The sequence below is a fragment of the Bacillus sp. FJAT-27225 genome (assembly GCF_001685025.1).
Taxonomy (GTDB): Bacteria; Bacillota; Bacilli; order Bacillales; family Cytobacillaceae; genus Bacillus_D.
The window spans coordinates 267,008-283,568 of sequence record NZ_MAYU01000022.1; the positions used below are offsets into that span (position 1 = coordinate 267,008).

Annotated in this window: 17 protein-coding genes and 1 other annotated feature (1 of these 18 only partly in view); of the genes, 4 read left to right on the forward strand and 13 right to left on the reverse strand. The window is 43.1% G+C overall.

Annotated elements, in window-relative coordinates:
- Positions 1–59: a binding site (T-box leader), on the forward strand (it extends 165 nt beyond the left edge of the window).
- A 58-nt stretch (positions 60–117) separates the two neighbouring features.
- Positions 118–1,107 carry a tryptophan--tRNA ligase gene (trpS, locus tag A8F94_RS17505; RefSeq protein WP_066203218.1) on the forward strand — a complete coding sequence of 330 codons (990 nt, stop codon included), beginning with the start codon at positions 118–120 and terminating at the stop codon, positions 1,105–1,107.
- Between the two features lie 354 nt (positions 1,108–1,461).
- Here trpS and A8F94_RS17510 read toward each other — a convergent pair whose 3' ends face one another.
- The 10 genes from A8F94_RS17510 to A8F94_RS17555 form a co-directional block, all read right to left on the reverse strand.
- A complete protein-coding gene (locus tag A8F94_RS17510) occupies positions 1,462–2,208 on the reverse strand; it encodes a YjbA family protein (RefSeq protein WP_066203222.1) in 747 nt (248 codons plus the stop codon).
- Positions 2,209–2,500: 292 nt separating this feature from the next.
- Positions 2,501–2,704, reverse strand: a complete 204-nt coding sequence (locus tag A8F94_RS17515; protein WP_175384458.1) for a hypothetical protein — start codon at positions 2,702–2,704, stop codon at positions 2,501–2,503.
- 241 nt (positions 2,705–2,945) lie between these two features.
- Positions 2,946–3,857, reverse strand: coding sequence for an oligopeptide ABC transporter permease (gene opp4C / locus A8F94_RS17520; RefSeq protein ID WP_066203225.1), 912 nt, complete (start codon positions 3,855–3,857; stop codon positions 2,946–2,948).
- Positions 3,858–3,869: 12 nt separating this feature from the next.
- Positions 3,870–4,835: an oligopeptide ABC transporter permease gene (gene opp4B, locus A8F94_RS17525; protein ID WP_066204045.1), complete on the reverse strand. Its 966-nt coding sequence runs from the start codon at positions 4,833–4,835 to the stop codon at positions 3,870–3,872.
- A 209-nt stretch (positions 4,836–5,044) separates the two neighbouring features.
- Positions 5,045–6,763, reverse strand: coding sequence for an oligopeptide ABC transporter substrate-binding protein (opp4A, locus tag A8F94_RS17530; RefSeq protein WP_066203229.1), 1,719 nt, complete (start codon positions 6,761–6,763; stop codon positions 5,045–5,047).
- A 151-nt stretch (positions 6,764–6,914) separates the two neighbouring features.
- Complete coding sequence (locus A8F94_RS17535; RefSeq protein WP_066203232.1) at positions 6,915–7,928, reverse strand: ABC transporter ATP-binding protein; 1,014 nt, start codon at positions 7,926–7,928, stop codon at positions 6,915–6,917.
- Entirely contained in the window at positions 7,925–8,941 is a 1,017-nt protein-coding gene (locus tag A8F94_RS17540; RefSeq protein WP_441294206.1) for an ABC transporter ATP-binding protein, read from the reverse strand. Before A8F94_RS17540 ends, A8F94_RS17535 begins: the two co-directional genes overlap by 4 nt.
- A 181-nt stretch (positions 8,942–9,122) precedes the next feature.
- Positions 9,123–9,896, reverse strand: a complete 774-nt coding sequence (locus A8F94_RS17545) for a DUF2268 domain-containing protein (protein ID WP_066203237.1) — start codon at positions 9,894–9,896, stop codon at positions 9,123–9,125.
- Between the two features lie 410 nt (positions 9,897–10,306).
- A complete protein-coding gene (gene fabF / locus A8F94_RS17550) occupies positions 10,307–11,545 on the reverse strand; it encodes a beta-ketoacyl-ACP synthase II (RefSeq protein ID WP_066203239.1) in 1,239 nt (412 codons plus the stop codon).
- Between the two features lie 176 nt (positions 11,546–11,721).
- On the reverse strand, positions 11,722–12,654 hold the full coding sequence (locus tag A8F94_RS17555) for a beta-ketoacyl-ACP synthase III (RefSeq protein WP_066203242.1): 933 nt from the start codon (positions 12,652–12,654) through the stop codon (positions 11,722–11,724).
- A 185-nt stretch (positions 12,655–12,839) separates the two neighbouring features.
- Here A8F94_RS17555 and A8F94_RS17560 point away from each other — a divergent pair, with 185 nt between their 5' ends.
- Positions 12,840–13,124, forward strand: a complete 285-nt coding sequence (locus A8F94_RS17560) for a hypothetical protein (RefSeq protein ID WP_066203244.1) — start codon at positions 12,840–12,842, stop codon at positions 13,122–13,124.
- 140 nt (positions 13,125–13,264) lie between these two features.
- On the opposite strand, the gene A8F94_RS17565 is transcribed toward A8F94_RS17560, so the two are convergent.
- Together A8F94_RS17565 and A8F94_RS17570 are read right to left on the reverse strand one after the other, a co-directional pair.
- Positions 13,265–14,050, reverse strand: coding sequence for a hypothetical protein (locus A8F94_RS17565; RefSeq protein ID WP_066203246.1), 786 nt, complete (start codon positions 14,048–14,050; stop codon positions 13,265–13,267).
- A gap of 70 nt (positions 14,051–14,120) precedes the next feature.
- Positions 14,121–14,852 (reverse strand): hydrolase, encoded by a 732-nt coding sequence (locus A8F94_RS17570; RefSeq protein ID WP_066203249.1) that lies wholly within the window; start codon positions 14,850–14,852, stop codon positions 14,121–14,123.
- A gap of 164 nt (positions 14,853–15,016) precedes the next feature.
- Between A8F94_RS17570 and A8F94_RS17575 the strand changes: the two genes are divergently transcribed.
- Entirely contained in the window at positions 15,017–15,205 is a 189-nt protein-coding gene (locus tag A8F94_RS17575; RefSeq protein ID WP_066203252.1) for a YjzD family protein, read from the forward strand.
- Positions 15,206–15,383: 178 nt separating this feature from the next.
- Here A8F94_RS17575 and A8F94_RS17580 read toward each other — a convergent pair whose 3' ends face one another.
- Positions 15,384–15,569, reverse strand: coding sequence for a YjzC family protein (locus A8F94_RS17580; RefSeq protein ID WP_066203254.1), 186 nt, complete (start codon positions 15,567–15,569; stop codon positions 15,384–15,386).
- Positions 15,570–15,792: 223 nt separating this feature from the next.
- Between A8F94_RS17580 and A8F94_RS17585 the strand changes: the two genes are divergently transcribed.
- Positions 15,793–16,485, forward strand: a complete 693-nt coding sequence (locus A8F94_RS17585) for a Crp/Fnr family transcriptional regulator (protein ID WP_066203258.1) — start codon at positions 15,793–15,795, stop codon at positions 16,483–16,485.
- Positions 16,486–16,561 lie beyond the last annotated feature (76 nt).

The following is a 16,561-nucleotide window of genomic DNA, read 5'->3' on the forward strand; positions in this document are numbered from 1 at the left end:
GGGGATTAAGAGGCTTGAACAAGCAATTAGGGTGGCACCACGGACCATTCGTCCCTATCCATAGGGGACGAATGGTCTTTTTTTTATTTTAGTAACAAAAAAAGGAGGCATTTTCTTATGAAAACCATATTTTCCGGCATTCAGCCGAGCGGCACGATTACTCTTGGAAACTATATCGGAGCCTTAAAACAATTCGTGGAACTTCAAGAAGAATACAATTGTTATTTTTGCATAGTTGATCAACATGCAATAACTGTCCCTCAGGACCGTCTTGAGCTGCGCAAAAATATTAGGAGCCTTGCCGCTCTCTACCTTGCAGTCGGCCTTGACCCTGAACGTGCAACTTTGTTTATTCAATCCGAGGTTCCGGCCCATGCCCAGGCAGGATGGATGATGCAATGCATTTCCTATATAGGAGAGCTTGAAAGAATGACTCAATTCAAAGATAAGTCAGCGGGCAAAGAAGCCGTATCGGCAGGACTTCTGACATATCCTCCGCTAATGGTTGCAGATATCCTTCTTTATAGCGCCGACCTTGTTCCTGTTGGGGAAGACCAAAAACAGCATCTTGAGCTAACACGTGACCTTGCTGAACGGTTTAATAATAAGTATAACGAAATATTTACTATTCCGGACGTGAGGATACCTGAGGTTGGCGCAAGAATCATGTCTCTTCAAGATCCGACGAAAAAAATGAGCAAATCTGATCCTAATACAAAATCGTTTATTTCTATATTGGATGAACCGAAGCTTATTGAGAAGAAAATTAAGAGTGCTGTAACAGACTCAGAAGGAAAAGTCCGTTTTGACAAAGACAACAAACCTGGTGTTTCTAACTTGTTGACTATCTATTCCATCCTTGGCGAAAAGTCGATTGCTGAGATTGAAAAAGCCTATGAAGGACAAGGCTATGGAGAATTTAAAGCTGATTTGGCTGAAGTGGTTATTCAAGCACTCAAACCAATCCAGGACAGATATCATGAGCTTATGCAATCGACAGAGCTCGACGAAATTCTTGACCGCGGCGCGGAAAAAGCGAACCGTACAGCATCTAAAATGCTTAAAAAAATGGAAAACGCCATGGGTCTTGGCAGGAAAAGGCGTTAACCTATCTGGTTTTAGAAAAGTATAGCAGCAAAAAAGGCATTCCCCTTTGTACGAAGGGAAATGCCTTTTTAGACTGATACATTTCGGAACTCAAACTATCTACTATTATATAGAAGAAACGGAACCGCTTTCAAGGAACAAAAGCGTAAGCGCCTCCGTGACAGGCATAATGCACCTTCTCTTCGTCCATGACTTATCGTAGGGAGGAGACCTAAAGTTTGTGCACACGTAGGCGCTCCTCTAAAAAGCTTTGTTTTTTCTTTGTGCAATGATTATGCTGTCGAAGCTTTCCTTGTGGTGCTTAGACGCGGACAATCTCGATAAAGAGTTATCCAAAAATACCAAATCTAACTGTCAGTTCACTTTTGGCCCTGTTTCCATTTCCCAGAGTTTTTCAAAAAACGGCTGCCCTTTAATCAAATTTTCACAGAATTGCTCATGCTTCTCACTCCAGCCGAGTTTTACATTTGCAAAAAGCTGCCGCCACGCTTCATCAAATGTCAGCCGTTGAATGGCTTCATATCGTTCAGGAGACCATTCTGTAAACCAATAGCGGACTTCCGCATCATTTCCTGATGATTGAAGCTGGTCAAGTGCCATGAACAATAATTGTTTTAATTGCCGTTCTTTCCGTGTAAGGCCTGTCATTAATTCAGGTTCTGGAGAAAGAATATGGAATTCTTTACTGCCTTGGAACTCCTTAAAGGAATAGCGGACACAATCGTGGTTTTCAACCATTTCATAAACAAGCTGTTCTTGCCTAGGAATTAATCGGCTTTTTCTGACAGGTATATTATATCCTATCGTATCAACTACAAGAATTTCGTTACCATCCGTGACAATAAAGCAATATTCGAGTTGGACGCGCTCGTGGTTTTTCCTTAAGTAGGCTTTCTGGAATACATCATCGAGAAGCTGTTGAGGGAGTGGAGCCAAGTCATTTTCAATATAGTTAAAAAGGACAGGCTCTATTTTAAGCAGAGGAACCTGGTCTAGCAATTCAACTCCATCATCTTTTCTCCATTCATGAAAATGGCAGACATTATAGCCATTTTCTTCGCCTTCAAACCAATTTACCCAGACATCATGAAGATATAGCATAGATCGACCCCTCACTTCAAGAATCCATTTGTCAATCAGTATAGGCAGTCTCAAGTTAAATTATTCCTCCCATTCCATTCATTTGGCCTGGTTTTTCATAGGATATTTTTTCAAACCCCAAATTTATAAAAGAACAGTCTATATAGAACGAACTATTAGTTAATGTACATTCACAGGAGAAAATGCGATTTTTGAAATTTCGAACGAGACTTCAGGATGTCCGCTCCAATAAATTAGGTATCTTTTTAGAAAAACCTATATAGTTTTATTTTTTAAAAATGAAATGTCTAAACTAATCGGATGGCCAAAAAATACTTATTGTTATAATCGAGATTCCTATAGGAAGCAAATAGCATTCCGGCCTATACATGATGAAGCTTAAGTATTCTTCGTAGGTATAGCCGGCAGCAAGCAAATTTAAATAGGCAATTACGCTTATTCCTCCAGAAACAGCAATTCCAAATCCAATCAGCAAAAACAATCCCCTGATTACCATAGCTTGTCCCCTTTTTAAAGCTAAAACCTGCTTGGCCCTCCTGGTTAATCTATATGCAGCTTGCTTTCAGGTTATGAATTATGCCGGGTTCGCCAGAATATGATGCCATTCTTTTTTGGAATAAAAAAAGGCACTCGCCAGTATTACAGGCGAATGCCATCGTTATACTCATTCCTTTAGAAAGCATGGCTGTATGCATTCCTAGAAAGCAAAAAAATCTACCATGTTGGCATGGTAGATTTTATCTTCTCGATTTAGGGTTGAATGCATCTTTCAAACCCTCTCCAATAAAGTTGATGGATAAGATGGTCATTGTAATGACCAAAGCGGGCGGAACCCAAATCCATGGCTTTGCTGAAAGCACATCCGGCTCGTTCGCACTTGATAACATGTTGCCCCAGCTAGGAGTTTCCTGAGGTACCCCGAATCCCAGATAGCTAAGCCCTGTTTCTGCGACAATCATGCTTGCGAAAAGGATTGTGGCCTGTACAATTATTGTCGACATGACATTCGGTAATAGATGCTTTGTGATGACTTTATACGGTGAACAACCTATTGAGACTGCCGCAATGATATATTCATTTTCCTTTTCAGAGAGAATTTTACTGCGGACAATCCTGGCTACTCCTCCCCAGCTCAAGAGGCTGATGGTACCAATCAAGACCCATACACCAGAAACAATTCCAAAAAGGATTGTGTTCAGGACTATGACGAATACCAGGAACGGGAAGTTCAGGATGAAGTCCGTAAACCTCATCAAAAGGTTGTCAACTGTTCCGCCGAAGTAACCTGCAATTGAACCAACCAATGTTCCCAGGAAGACAACAAAGACCGTACACGAAATCCCAACCATCAAGGAGATCCGGCCGCCGTATAGCAGCCTTGTGAAAACATCCCTGCCGCTTTTATCTGTCCCAAGCCAGTGGTCGGCAGATGGTTTCAAGGACATTTCACCAATGTTAATCCTGGTTATATCGATAGTTGTAATATATGGCGCCAAAAACGATACAATTGACACAATAATTAGGAATATAAGGCTGCTCATTGCAAGCTTATTCTTTAAGAATTTCTTACGGGCAAGCGCCATTGGAGACAAGCTTCTCTTAGGGGGCGCCACGTTTACTTCTGAATCTTTATGTGTTGCAATTTCCATTTTTCGTTCCCCCTAATCCAGTCTGATTCTCGGATCGACTACACCATACAGGATGTCCGCTACTAGGTTGCCAATCAACGTCAAGAATGAAAATAGCATAGTAAGCGCCATCATGACCGGATAATCACTCGTCCTTACTGACTGAAGGAACAGCTGGCCGATACCGGGATAGGTAAAGATCGTTTCTGTAATAATAGCTCCACTGATGATTGCGACAATATCAAAACCAAGAAAGGTTATCAAAGGGATAATGGAGTTCCGGAGAATATGTACATTGTATATCTTCTTTTCCGGTGTTCCTTTTGCCCTGGCTGTTCTTACATAATCCTTGCGGCTGTTTTCAATAATGTCATTGCGCAGGAACTGGGTATAGCTGGCTGTGCTTAGCAAGCCTAGGACAACTGCAGGAAGAAGAACATGGTGAAGCTTACTTAGATAGTAATCCAAGGTGCCATCCTGAATTGTAATATCGACAGATCCGTTGGATGGAAACCAGTTCAGCCAAAAAGAAAAAATATAAATCGCGAATACACCAGCAATAAATGAAGGTATCGATAGACCGAGGTAATTAGCACCTGCTATCAGGTTATCCCCAAGGGTGTACGGTTTTCTTCCGGAAAATGTCCCCATTATAAAAGCAAGAATATACGTAATTAGAATTGCCGTACCCCCAAGCATCAGGGTATTTGGCACTTTCTCCATGATGACATCCGCAACCGGTACCTTAAAACGAGTCGATTGGCCGAAGTCGCCCTGGACAAAGTCTGAAATCCAGTTAAAATATTGAACTGGAAGCGGGTCATAATAGCCCAGTTTCTGCCGCATTTCTTCAATATATTGCGGATCCGTGTTGTTAGGGTCAATTTCTCCACTGAGGCCATCACCTGGCATTAATTTTGCAAGTGTGAATACAACAATGGAGATAAGGAGTAACATTGGGAGCATGCCCAACAGTCTTCGGAGCGAATATTTCAACATATGAATTCTCCTTACCTTTGCTGCGCCTTTAGCCGCGTTTAATACCTGCTTAAAGGACATAGTGGCTCCCACCACTGCCCTTAGGCTTGGGTGGAAGCCAGCTGCCCTTCTTTATTCAGGTTCGGTACTTTAATTGGTTCCCGCTGCGGCTTACAGCGGTTTTCCAAACCATCAGTGAGGCAGATGCCCCACTGATGAATCAACTTTTATTATTGCTTAAGCCACCATTCGTGCGGACGGTTAGAGCCTGAAACGTCGTACTCAACGCCTTGGACACGCTTGTTTAGAGCAACAATTTCTTCAAGTTCAGCGATTGGAAGAGCTGGCAGCTCATCCATGAAATGTTTTTGCCATTCAACATAAAGTGATTTACGTTTCTCCTGGTCTGTGCCTACAACAGATACATCAAGAGCCTGGTCAAGAAGCTGATCGCTCTTCTCGCTTACCCAGCGCGGGTAGTTCCAAAGTGCGTCAGATTTCCAAAGACCTGATGGATCTGGATCTGCACCAGTAGACCAGCCGCCGAAGAATACTTCCATTTTCTTGTCGGACTTTTCAAGCATGTCGTAGTACAGGCCTGCATCAGTCATAGTAAGTTTAGACTTCAATCCGATTTCTTCCCAATATTGAGTCAATGCTTTTGCACGGGCTTCGAACGTTGGGTTCTGAGTAGCATAGTGTGCGAAGTTCACTTCGAATTTCTTACCTTGTGGATCTTCACGGAATCCATCTCCGTCTTTATCTTTCCAGCCTGCATCTTCAAGGATTTGTTTTGCTTTCTCTGGATCATACTCGAATTGTTCAAGGTCCTTGTTGTCAGCAGCAATCCAGTGGCTTGAAGGGATTGGACGGTTAACCGGCTTGCCTACGCCATAGAAGAATGCTTTAACCCACTCTTCGCGGTTGATTGCATGGTACATAGCCTGGCGAAGTGCCTTGTCTGCATACTTTGGCTCGTCCATTACGTTTTTCTTGCCATCCCAGTTACCAAGTTTGAAACCAACATAGTAGTAAGATAGGCCTGGATATTTAACAACATTAACAGTATCAAGTGCAGAAACTTGATCGATGATGCTTGGGTGGAACGAAGTCATATCAAGTGTACCGTTTTGAAGTTCCCCAACAGTAAGGGAAGGATCGATAACCTTCATAACTACCTTTTCGATATGAGGCTTGCCAAGGAAATATTCATCAAAGCGCTCAAGTTCGACGGATTCACCTGGAACAACTTTTGTTACCTTGAATGGTCCAAGGCCGACTGGCTTAGTACGAACCTGCTCGGAAGCCATCATGTCTTTTACAGCTACGCCTTCGAATTCTTTACGGGACATTGCGTATGTCCAGAAGTTTTCAAGGTTGTTTACACGGGCTTTGTCAAATGTAACTTCCATTTCGTAATCGTTTAGGATTTTGATACCGGAAATGGAGTCAGCTTTGCCATCTTTGTATTCAGGAACACCTACTACAGTTTGGACGTTCACATAACGTGGGCCTTCATAATCTTTGTCAGCAAGAACTTTGATTGCAAATTCCCAGTCCTGGATTTTCAGTTCCTCACCGTTATGCCATTTTACGCCTTCTTTGATTTTGAACTTGTAGACTTTGTTGTCAGTTGTTTCCCATGAAGCGATGTGCTCCTGTGGCTTCAGGTTTTCATCAAAATCAATCAAGTTTTCATCGAAGAAATCAATTACATACGCGTCAGTTGCAGTGCCATAGAAGTTGATATTAAACTTTCCTTCTGGTGAAGAGTCAAGAGAGTAAGTAAGGGTACCGCCATCTTGCGGCTTATTCTCTTCAGTCTTTTTTCCATCATCTCCGCCCTTAGGCTTTTCGTTAGTGCCAGCTTTTTCTCCTCCGCTGCATGCCGCTAGGAACATTGATAATACAAGGACCAGCGCAGACAGCCATAACCAATTCTTCTTCATTTCTTTTCCCCCAGTTAAGTATTTGGTACTGCAAACGCCCGGGATATGTAAGGTGGGCGCGTTCAAAACTCGGCATAAGCCGGGTTTGATTAAATTGGGTAAAGCTCATCGGCAGTGCTGCCGCAAAACAAGTGCTTGCGTGATTCTATTTCTAGTATAGGTGGCAAGCCACTCGGTGCGATGGCTTCACCTCCTTTAATTCCGGTTTTGTTACGGAACATTGCTCCATTGCCATTGGGCAGCGCGGATGGAACGGGCATCCCGTTGGAGGATTCAATGGGCTTGGCACATCGCCTTTCAAAATGATTCGTTCCTTTTTCTTTCTTGGATCCGGAGAAGGGATGGCGGATATCAATGCTTGGGTATATGGGTGAAGCGGTTCGGCATACAAGCTGTCCTTTTCCGCCATTTCAACCATGTTGCCCAGATACATAACCCCGATCCGGTCGCTCATATGCTTTACGACACTTAAATCGTGGGCAATGAACAGAAAAGTAAGGTCAAATTCTTCCTGCAGGTCTTTCAGCAGGTTCAGCACCTGTGATTGGACCGATACGTCCAGTGCGGAGACCGGCTCATCGGCAATAATCAGTTTTGGGCGGAGGGCAAGTGCCCGGGCGATGCCGATCCTTTGCCTTTGCCCGCCTGAAAATTCATGGGCATACTTGTAATATGCATCCTCTGGAAGGCCTACCTTTAGAAGCAATTCCATTACTTCCTTTTTCAGCTCTTCCTTTGGCTTTTTCATATAATTATAGATTGGCTCAGCGATAATATCGCCGACCATTTGCATCGGGTTAAGAGATGCATATGGATCCTGGAAGACCATCTGCAGGTCTTTGCGGATATCGCGGAGCGTCTTTCCGCTCAGGTTTGTAATATCCTTGCCGTCAAACAGGATTTTCCCATCAGTCGGCTTCAGCAGCCTCAGTATTGTCCGGCCCGCTGTCGATTTCCCGCAGCCGGATTCACCAACAAGGCCGAGGGTCTCACCTTTTTTTATTTCAAAGGAGATATCGTCGACAGCCTTAACGTTGCCAACAGTCCGTCTAAAAAATCCGCCTTTGACAGGATAATAGGTTTTGAGATTCTTTACTTCAAGCAAGTTATCTCCGCTGGGTACAGCCTGTCCCTTGTTTGCTTCTGCTGTCAATGTACCGCTCATCGGCTGGCCACTCCTTCCTTTGGTCTGGATGTTTCGAAGAGCAGGCAGGCAACCTCATGTCCGCCGCCGGTATCGGCAAGCTTCGGAGTGACCGTATGGCACTCCGGCATCGCCATAGGGCAGCGGTTTGCAAACCTGCAGCCGGTCTTCTTCATGTTGGTAAGCGAAGGAACGATTCCCTGAATCGAACTTAAACGTTCAGTTTCTTCCTCCATCTTCGGAATAGCGCCGAGAAGGAGTGTCGTATATGGATGCTTTGGATTATAGAAAAGTGTTTCTACATCTGTACGTTCAACAATTCTCCCTGCATACATGACGAGGACTTCGTCGCACATTTCAGCAACAACGCCAAGATCATGAGTGATCAGGATGACAGACATATCATTGACTTCCTGGATTTCCTTAAGGAGTTCAAGAATTTGTGCCTGAACTGTAACATCAAGCGCTGTAGTAGGCTCATCGGCTATCAGAAGCTTCGGCTGGCAGGCAATGGCCATTGCAATCATGACACGCTGCCTCATACCGCCCGATAGCTGATGCGGATATTCGTCAACAAGCTTCTCTGGGCGGGAAATCCCTACGCTCTCTAACAGTGCGATCGACTTTAGCCGCGCTTCTTTTTTACTGATTTTTTGATGGTTAAACAGGACTTCCTGTATTTGGTATCCAATTGTAAAGACCGGATTAAGGGATGTCATTGGTTCCTGGAAAATCATTGATATATCTTTTCCACGAATCTTATTTACTTCATTTTCATTCAGCTCTGCTATATTGGTGCCATCAAAAATGATTTCTCCGGCTTTAATCTTTCCGATTCCCTTAGGGAGGAGCTGCATGATGGAGAGGCTCATGACGGACTTCCCGCAGCCTGATTCTCCTACGACACCAACAATCTGGCGGGGCTTGACCGTAAATGATACATTGTCAACCGCATTATAGTATGTACCGTCAATATCAAAGGCTGTTTCCAAATTCTTCACTTGCAGTAATGGTGTTCCGCCTTGTTGGGAAATTTTTGTGTTCAATACGACACCTTCTTACTTTTAAATTATTCTGTCAATTCGTTATATTTAAATAAATACTATTACAAAATTGTTACAATTGCAAGACTTTTTTGCATTTACTAACAATGGGGCTGGTAACCGTTTCCAACTATGTTTGCTCAGGGTTTCTGCCCTTTTTGTTGGGAAAATATTATGGAAAAAAAGAAATTTTTTTAATTTTGAATGAGTTCTTTACATCAAATTTACGTTTGTGATAATAATTTTTGACTAGCCAGAACCCAACAGAGTAACCGGCGAGGGCTGGAATTCTTCCTCCTCCAAAAAGGAGCCTGTCATGTGACCTGTCCTTTTTTTTAAGATTGAGATTATGTTGGAAAAATTCCTTCCACATCTGCTCTGTTTTCCAATCCGGGTATTTTTTGCTCCATTCAGCTAGATATCCCTCACCGCATTCAGCCAAAACCGCATGTTCTGCCAGTCCTTCCATCACCATTGAATCCATTAGTGTATTCTCCTCAATTTTCCCTTCTGAAAAGTTCATACGGCAGACATGGTGGTACTCATGCACGAAAATGGCTTTCAGTTCTTTTTTTTCAATATCGTTGGGCAGAAATAGAAATAGCTTATCCTTATAGGCAACGCCTGATTTCCTCATGGTTTCCTTCCTGAAAAGATGTTTCTTATTGGCGACTGGAAAAATAAACAATGGGATTTCAGGCCCCTCCCACTTTTTCATATAGATTTCCAAAAACTCCTGTGCCCATTCCCATATTTCTTTTCTGTCTGTAAGTCTGTCAATATCTTCTTTAACTCCGGGATAAGTCCTATACATGCCAAAATGGGCAAGTTCCCTTTGGATTTTTGCATGGTCCTTTTCAGGATAATAGCTTTGGAGTTTCCTGCAAATCTCATTAAGGTTATTTCCATCTTTCTTTAGCCATTCATCCGTATTGATTACGCCCACTATCCACACCCCGCTTTTTGATTTCTTTACATTGTATGTTCGGTTTATGGCACTGACCCTCGACAGGATAATTTAAGATTGAGGATCTGGTTATTTATCCAGCTCATATCAAAATAGCTTTACATAGGGAATCTTCAACGAAAATACATAACATAAAAGAAATTATTCGTTAGCATAATTAAGGGCCATAAGGATTTCTTATAAGGCTTCACGCCTTCCTTTTTATAACCAAATTGCTTTAATTCACAAAGATAGCTAAGAAAAAGAATAAATAATTCAAAAAAAAAGAAGGGCAGTCCGGCTTAAGGCCGAATGCCCTTCTTTTTGTTAATCAATCTTATCATTATTTTAAAAATTTTATTTTAAAAATTTCAGCAGAGCTTTCGTAGGCTGACAGCCACCCCGCCTGTTTACTCGTATTTCTTGAAAGTGAGTGTTGCATTATGGCCGCCGAATCCTAATGAATTGCTGATGGCTGCCTTAATTTCCTTTTGCCTCGATTGATTCGGAACGTAGTCAAGGTCACATTCCGGGTCTGGTGTTTCATAGTTTATAGTTGGCGGAAGGATTGAATCCCTCATTGCAAGTACAGTGAAGATAGCCTCGACCCCGCCGGCAGCTCCGAGCAAATGTCCTGTCATCGACTTTGTTGAACTGATTGCCAGATTGTACGCATGTTCTCCAAACACTTCTTTGATTGCAAGTGTTTCGTACTTGTCGTTATATTCGGTACTTGTACCGTGGGCATTGATGTAGTCAATATCTTCAGGGTTCAAGCCCGCGTCCTCAATGGCCATTTTCATAGCCCTGACGCCGCCTTCTCCGCCTGGTGCCGGCGCTGTGATATGATAGGCATCCCCAGTGGCTCCATAGCCGACGATTTCGGCATATATTTTTGCTCCCCTTGCTTTGGCATGCTCCAGCTCCTCTAAGACAAGGATACCGGCACCTTCTCCCATAACAAAGCCATCACGGTTTTTATCAAACGGCCTGCTTGCAGTTGCCGGGTCCGGATTCGTTGACAAGGCTGTGTTTGCACAGAAGCCCGCTACTGCCATTCTCGTAATTGGCGCTTCAGTTCCACCCGTGATCATAGCATCCGCGTCACCACGCTGAATTACTTTAAAAGCATCTCCAATCGAATTTGTTCCAGTGGCACATGCGGTAACCGTACACGAATTAAAGCCTTTTGCGCCAAGCATAATCGACACCTGGCCGGCTGCCATATCCGGAATCATCATCGGTACAAAAAATGGGCTTACCCTTTTGTATCCCCGGTTTTGAAAAACTTCGAATTGATTTTCGAACGTCTCCATACCGCCAATTCCTGAGCCAATCCAGACACCGACCCGATCGGCATTTTCGTCAACAATTGCGAGGCCTGAATCTTCCACAGCCATTTTGGAGGCTGCAATAGCATATTGGGTGAAGCGGTCCATTTTCCTTGCTTCCCTCTTCTCCATATAGCTTTCGGGATTAAAATCATTAATTTGCGCAGCTACCTTTGCCGGATACTCATCAGCGTTTACCCTTGTAAGGGGACCGACACCGGATTTTCCGGCAATGATATTTTTCCAGGTTGTTTCAGCATCATTGCCTAGTGGCGTTACAGCGCCAACACCTGTTACAACTACCCTACGATTTGCCATTTATTAGAGACAACTCCTTTACAGTGTTTTTTCTTTAAAAGGGGACAGCCCTTATTATTTCAATACGTTTCTGATTTTAGCTTCAGTTCCTTGCTGTATTGGACAACCGGAAAACCTAGTTGGTGGACATTTACTCAAATTCAAACAACCACATTCTCCACGAAAGCCTTGTTGCTCTATTTGCCCCATTTCATCGCAATGGCTCCCCAAGTAAGCCCGCCGCCGAAACCGACCATTACAACAATGTCATCGTCCTTAATCTTCCCTGCGGCGATATCATCGACAATTGAAATCGGAATTGATGCGGCCGAAGTATTTCCATACTTATTGATTGTATACGAGACTTTTTCAACAGGCAATTCCAGGCGCTGCCGGGCTGCTTCGATGATCCGGATATTAGCCTGATGGGGAACAAGATAATCAACATCTTCCTTCGTCAATCCCGCTTTTTTCACGACATTCAAGCTGCTCTCACCCATTTGGCGGACCGCGAATTTAAACACTTCCCGGCCATTCATGATGATGTGTTCTTCCTGATAAAGATGCTTCCCGCCTGTGCCGTCTGCTCCCAGTTCAAACGACAGGATTCCCCTGTCCCCTGAAGCTGGCCCAAGAACAACAGCACCTGCTCCATCTCCAAATAGGACTGCCGTATTACGGTCTTCCCAATTCGTGATTTTAGAAAGTTTTTCAACCCCTACTACTAGGATGTTCTTATAAACGCCAGTTTCAATAAACTGCTTTCCGGTAATGATACCGTACATGAATCCTGCACATGCAGCACTGACATCCATCGCAGCAGCTTTTGTTGCCCCAAGCTTTTCCTGGAGCATGCATGCCACCGACGGGAACGGCCTGTCAGGTGTAACGGTTGCGACAAGAATCATATCGATTTCATCGGCAGCAACGCCTGCATCTTTTAGCGCACAAACAGCGGCTTCATACCCCATGTCCGATGTGTCCATCGATTCATCTGCCATTCGCCTTTCCTCAATTCCAGTCCGGGTACGAATCCACTCATCAGATGTATCCATTCTTTTTTCAAGATCAAAATTTGTTATGACTTTTTCCGGTACATATTTTCCTATCCCAATTATGCCAGCTCGCATGGCGGCCAACTCCTTATTTAAAAGATTATTTTTTTATTATCAATTATTATGACTTGGTACTAATTTTAACAATCAAACTGGATATTGGCAATAGCGATTTCAAAACCATCTCCGCATTTGTCCTTGCATTTAACTTACCCTTACATACTTTAAAGTAAGAGATAAATTTGATAAGGAGGGCCATTATGGCGGATGAATATTTGGAACAAAACGAACCAAAAGAAAGTGAAGGTTCTGCTGCACACGAAGACCGCTTTTCAAGGATGATGTTTGGAACAGGCAGGAGGCCGGTACAGCCCCAAAAGAACGAGAATCCACTTTTTGAACTATTTGGGAGCGGTCAAGGCAAAGAATCAATTGATTATGCACTCTTGCTGGATGTAATTGAAGGCCTTGCCAATTCAGCAGAGAAATTGAAGCCTGTTATTTCAAAGATTTATCCACATATTCAGCAATTCTTGAAAAAATAAAGACGTCTGGCCCAATCATGCTGTTGGGTCAGGCGTCTTTTGGATAATGTGAATAGAGTTGCAGTGAATACCGGTTGCGATTTTACTTAACCTAGTTAATAAACAAATGAAGTGCCTAGAGGAAAACGCAAACTTTATGTCTATGGCAAAAACCAAGAGCCACTCATTGCCCCCATTGAAACGCGCTTTTGCAAATCAAGGCCCTCCTCATTTGTTATCGAAGCAGGCACTTCCACTATTTCCAGTCCGGCAACCGGTTTAAACCGGCTTTGATTCCGGATTGGGGTGGGTATTCCCAGTATTTCAGCACACGCCTGCCAGTTGGCCCCAGAGCTGCTCTTTAATAAAACATCCCTTTTCCGCCCCTGTTCAATTAGTTCGATAGCTTTTTCAGCAGCGTCCTCGCAATATAGTGCATCTTCTATATATTCCTCAGAAGGGTCATGGTCACGAAACCCGGAAATGGCCTTTTGAAATGCATATCGTTCTGGCTGGTAAGGGCCAAAAAGGGTGGGGAGGTAAATAGTAAGGGTGTTTTTTTGCTCTTGCTGAATGAGGTCAACAATCATAGCGGCCTTTTCTGAATTGAGTGCCAGTTCAATTGGTACGGCCAGCACAGTTTTCCTTTGGTTGTTTGGGGAAATCGTCTTTCTAAGCAACTCTATTACATCGCTCTCATCCTCACAATAAATCCAATCATAAAGAGACAGAATAAGAACTTCTGATTGGCTTCCACCACCTGGGACCTCATTGAACGTCTTTTGAAAGTTCCCATTCCTGCCAATTAGATCTTCCATTTCATCCTGAAAGGAGGCGGATTCCTTCCCGTATGCAACACCTGCGACCTCATAACCTTTCTCCAGCATTTTTTTACAGAGATGAAATCCAAAAAAACCAAATGCCCCAACAATTACTGCCTTTTCCATCACAGCTCCTCCTTGAAGATTTCACTGATCCTTCTGCCTTTACCTTTTTACCTTTACTTGAAGCTGCCTTTTATAAAACCTTTTCATACCTTGACATAAATTTGGCTATTTCTCCGCCTATCTGAGTCACTTTTTCAGGAAGCATAAAGGTTTCGGTTATTTGTGCTTCGCCCCGTGCAGCCTCAAGAAGATCTTTGCAAGTGCGTGACTGTTTATACGCTCTTCCCCCAGACAGAATATAAAATATTCGGATTGGTGCGCCAACCGCCATGTCTGGCGGGGGTTCGGCCTCGATTTGCCGCGTTGCCTCCTTACTGTCGACCTCATAAGCTTTTGCTATCTCAAACAGGACCTTTTTATAAAAGAACTTATGCTCCTTTTCCTGTTCTAAATGCAACTTTAAAGAAAGAATTGGGTTAATTAATACAATTGACCTGATTTGCCCTTCCATTTCCTTTGCGAACTTCAAGGCAGCCAATGCTCCCATTCCTTCTGCCAGGATATGAATCTTTCCATTGAGGATTTCATTTTTCATAACATAGCTATAAAGCGTTGAGGCAAGCAGGACAGCTTTCGTGGAACCCCAATGCTTCCCATGGAAATTGGAAGTAAACAGCGTATAGCCGGCTCCCTTCAAAGCGGAGAGAATTTGGCGCTTTCCGGTATTTTGCTTCCAAAAGCTTGTTTTACCATTCACAAAATGCCTTTCATCCCCAAATACCATTACCCCGAATCCGGTCGGCTTCTCAGGATAATAAATTGCACTCCATTCGTTTTCCAGTTGAAAATGACGGTTTTCCATACGTAAAACTCCTTTTGCCTTTTTCCACTAACTAGTGTATGTAGCCGTGCAAGGAATGAGATAGGGACTTATCCCAAAAGTGTATACGTTCTCATATTTTGGTTTTCTTCTTTTTGGACAGTATGATAAGATGAAAAGAGATTATGACGGGTTGAGGTGACAATATGAAATATTTCTGGACATTTTTCTGGGTAATTTTGTTGGTTGAAATGTTAAGCTATGTTGTAACATCGATGATTGGCGCTGCTTTTGATTTCAAAAATGCTGCAGTAGTTGGAGTGATTACCGCTGCAATTATTTCAATCGCTCCTGTTTTGCTCCCAAACGATCCGGTTGAACACCAGAACCATTAAGCCAGAATGGCCATCCAAAGAAGGATGGCCATTTATTTTTCACCTATTCCCATTCCTCTTACCCGGAATGAAATTTGTTCAACCGTAACCAACTCCGGTGAGGGAAAGATTTTTCTGTGGTATATAGTATGGGGCAAAGGAAAAAGCCATCCGCAGTGATGGCTTTTTGCTTACTAATTTAGTGACCCCGTTTATCTGTATAGGTCCATAGCCTTTCATGGTTTGATGCTTCAGGGAATGGCTGCCCCTTCTTCAGATGAATTTTTTGCGGGTTGATCACTCCGCTCCCGGTATCGCCTATTTCAATATACGTACCATTATTAGGTGCCTTTTGGCCAGGCTTGAATTGACGATTTTGCCCCATGGAATTCCTCCTTGTCTAACTTCTTTACTGCCTACCATTAGTATGACCGCCGATTTCCTCATCATTTAGGGAAAGTTTTTACATTCCCAGCCAATAGTGATATTTGTCATTTGTATGAACCTTCTCCTTGACATATAGTTTTTTTATTTTGTAAGCAATATAATTATAGTAATAACTATTATTGACATATGCAGAACTATCCATTTAAAGGTAGGTGGCGATCGTGCATTCTCTTGCAGGAGCACCGGTAAAACTTAATGAGGTTTTAAAACAGACTCATCATATCCAAAAGTTTGAAAAAGGGAGTTTCCTTTTCCAGGAAGGCTCGCCTTCAAAAGAGATATATGTCCTTCTAAGTGGATTAATTCAAATAGGCAAAATCATTCCGGATGGAAGGGAATTGACTCTGAGGATTTGTTCGGAAGGAGACCTCATCGGCGAGCTGAACATTTTTTGCGCTACACCAAGAAACCTCTTAAGCGCAAAGGCAGTAGAAAGCGGAGAAGTGGCTGTCATCATGAAGGACCAACTTGAAGCAAAGCTTGCCGAGGACAACGAGCTGGCGCTGGAATTTATGAAATGGATGAGCCAGCAATATAGAAAAACGCAAACCAAATTCCGTGATCTGGTTCTTCACGGCAAAAAAGGTGCTTTATATTCAACATTGATTCGGATGGCCAACAGCTACGGAGTCAGAACAAGCAATGGTATTATGATTGACTTGCTCTTAACAAACCAGGAAGTCGCAAACTTTTGTGGCACTTCCCGGGAAGTGGTAAACCGGCTTTTGAGCGAGCTTCGCAAACAAGGAATCATCTCGATTGATAAAGGAATCATCACAATTCATCAGCTTTCCTTCTTGAGACGCGAAATTGACTGCGAAAACTGTCCAAAGGAAATTTGTAATATTGATTAAAGACAAAGCCTGCCGGCATTTGACCCGGCAGGCTATTTTTAATTTGGGTGTGTTTAGAGGCGTTTGATTCTCACTA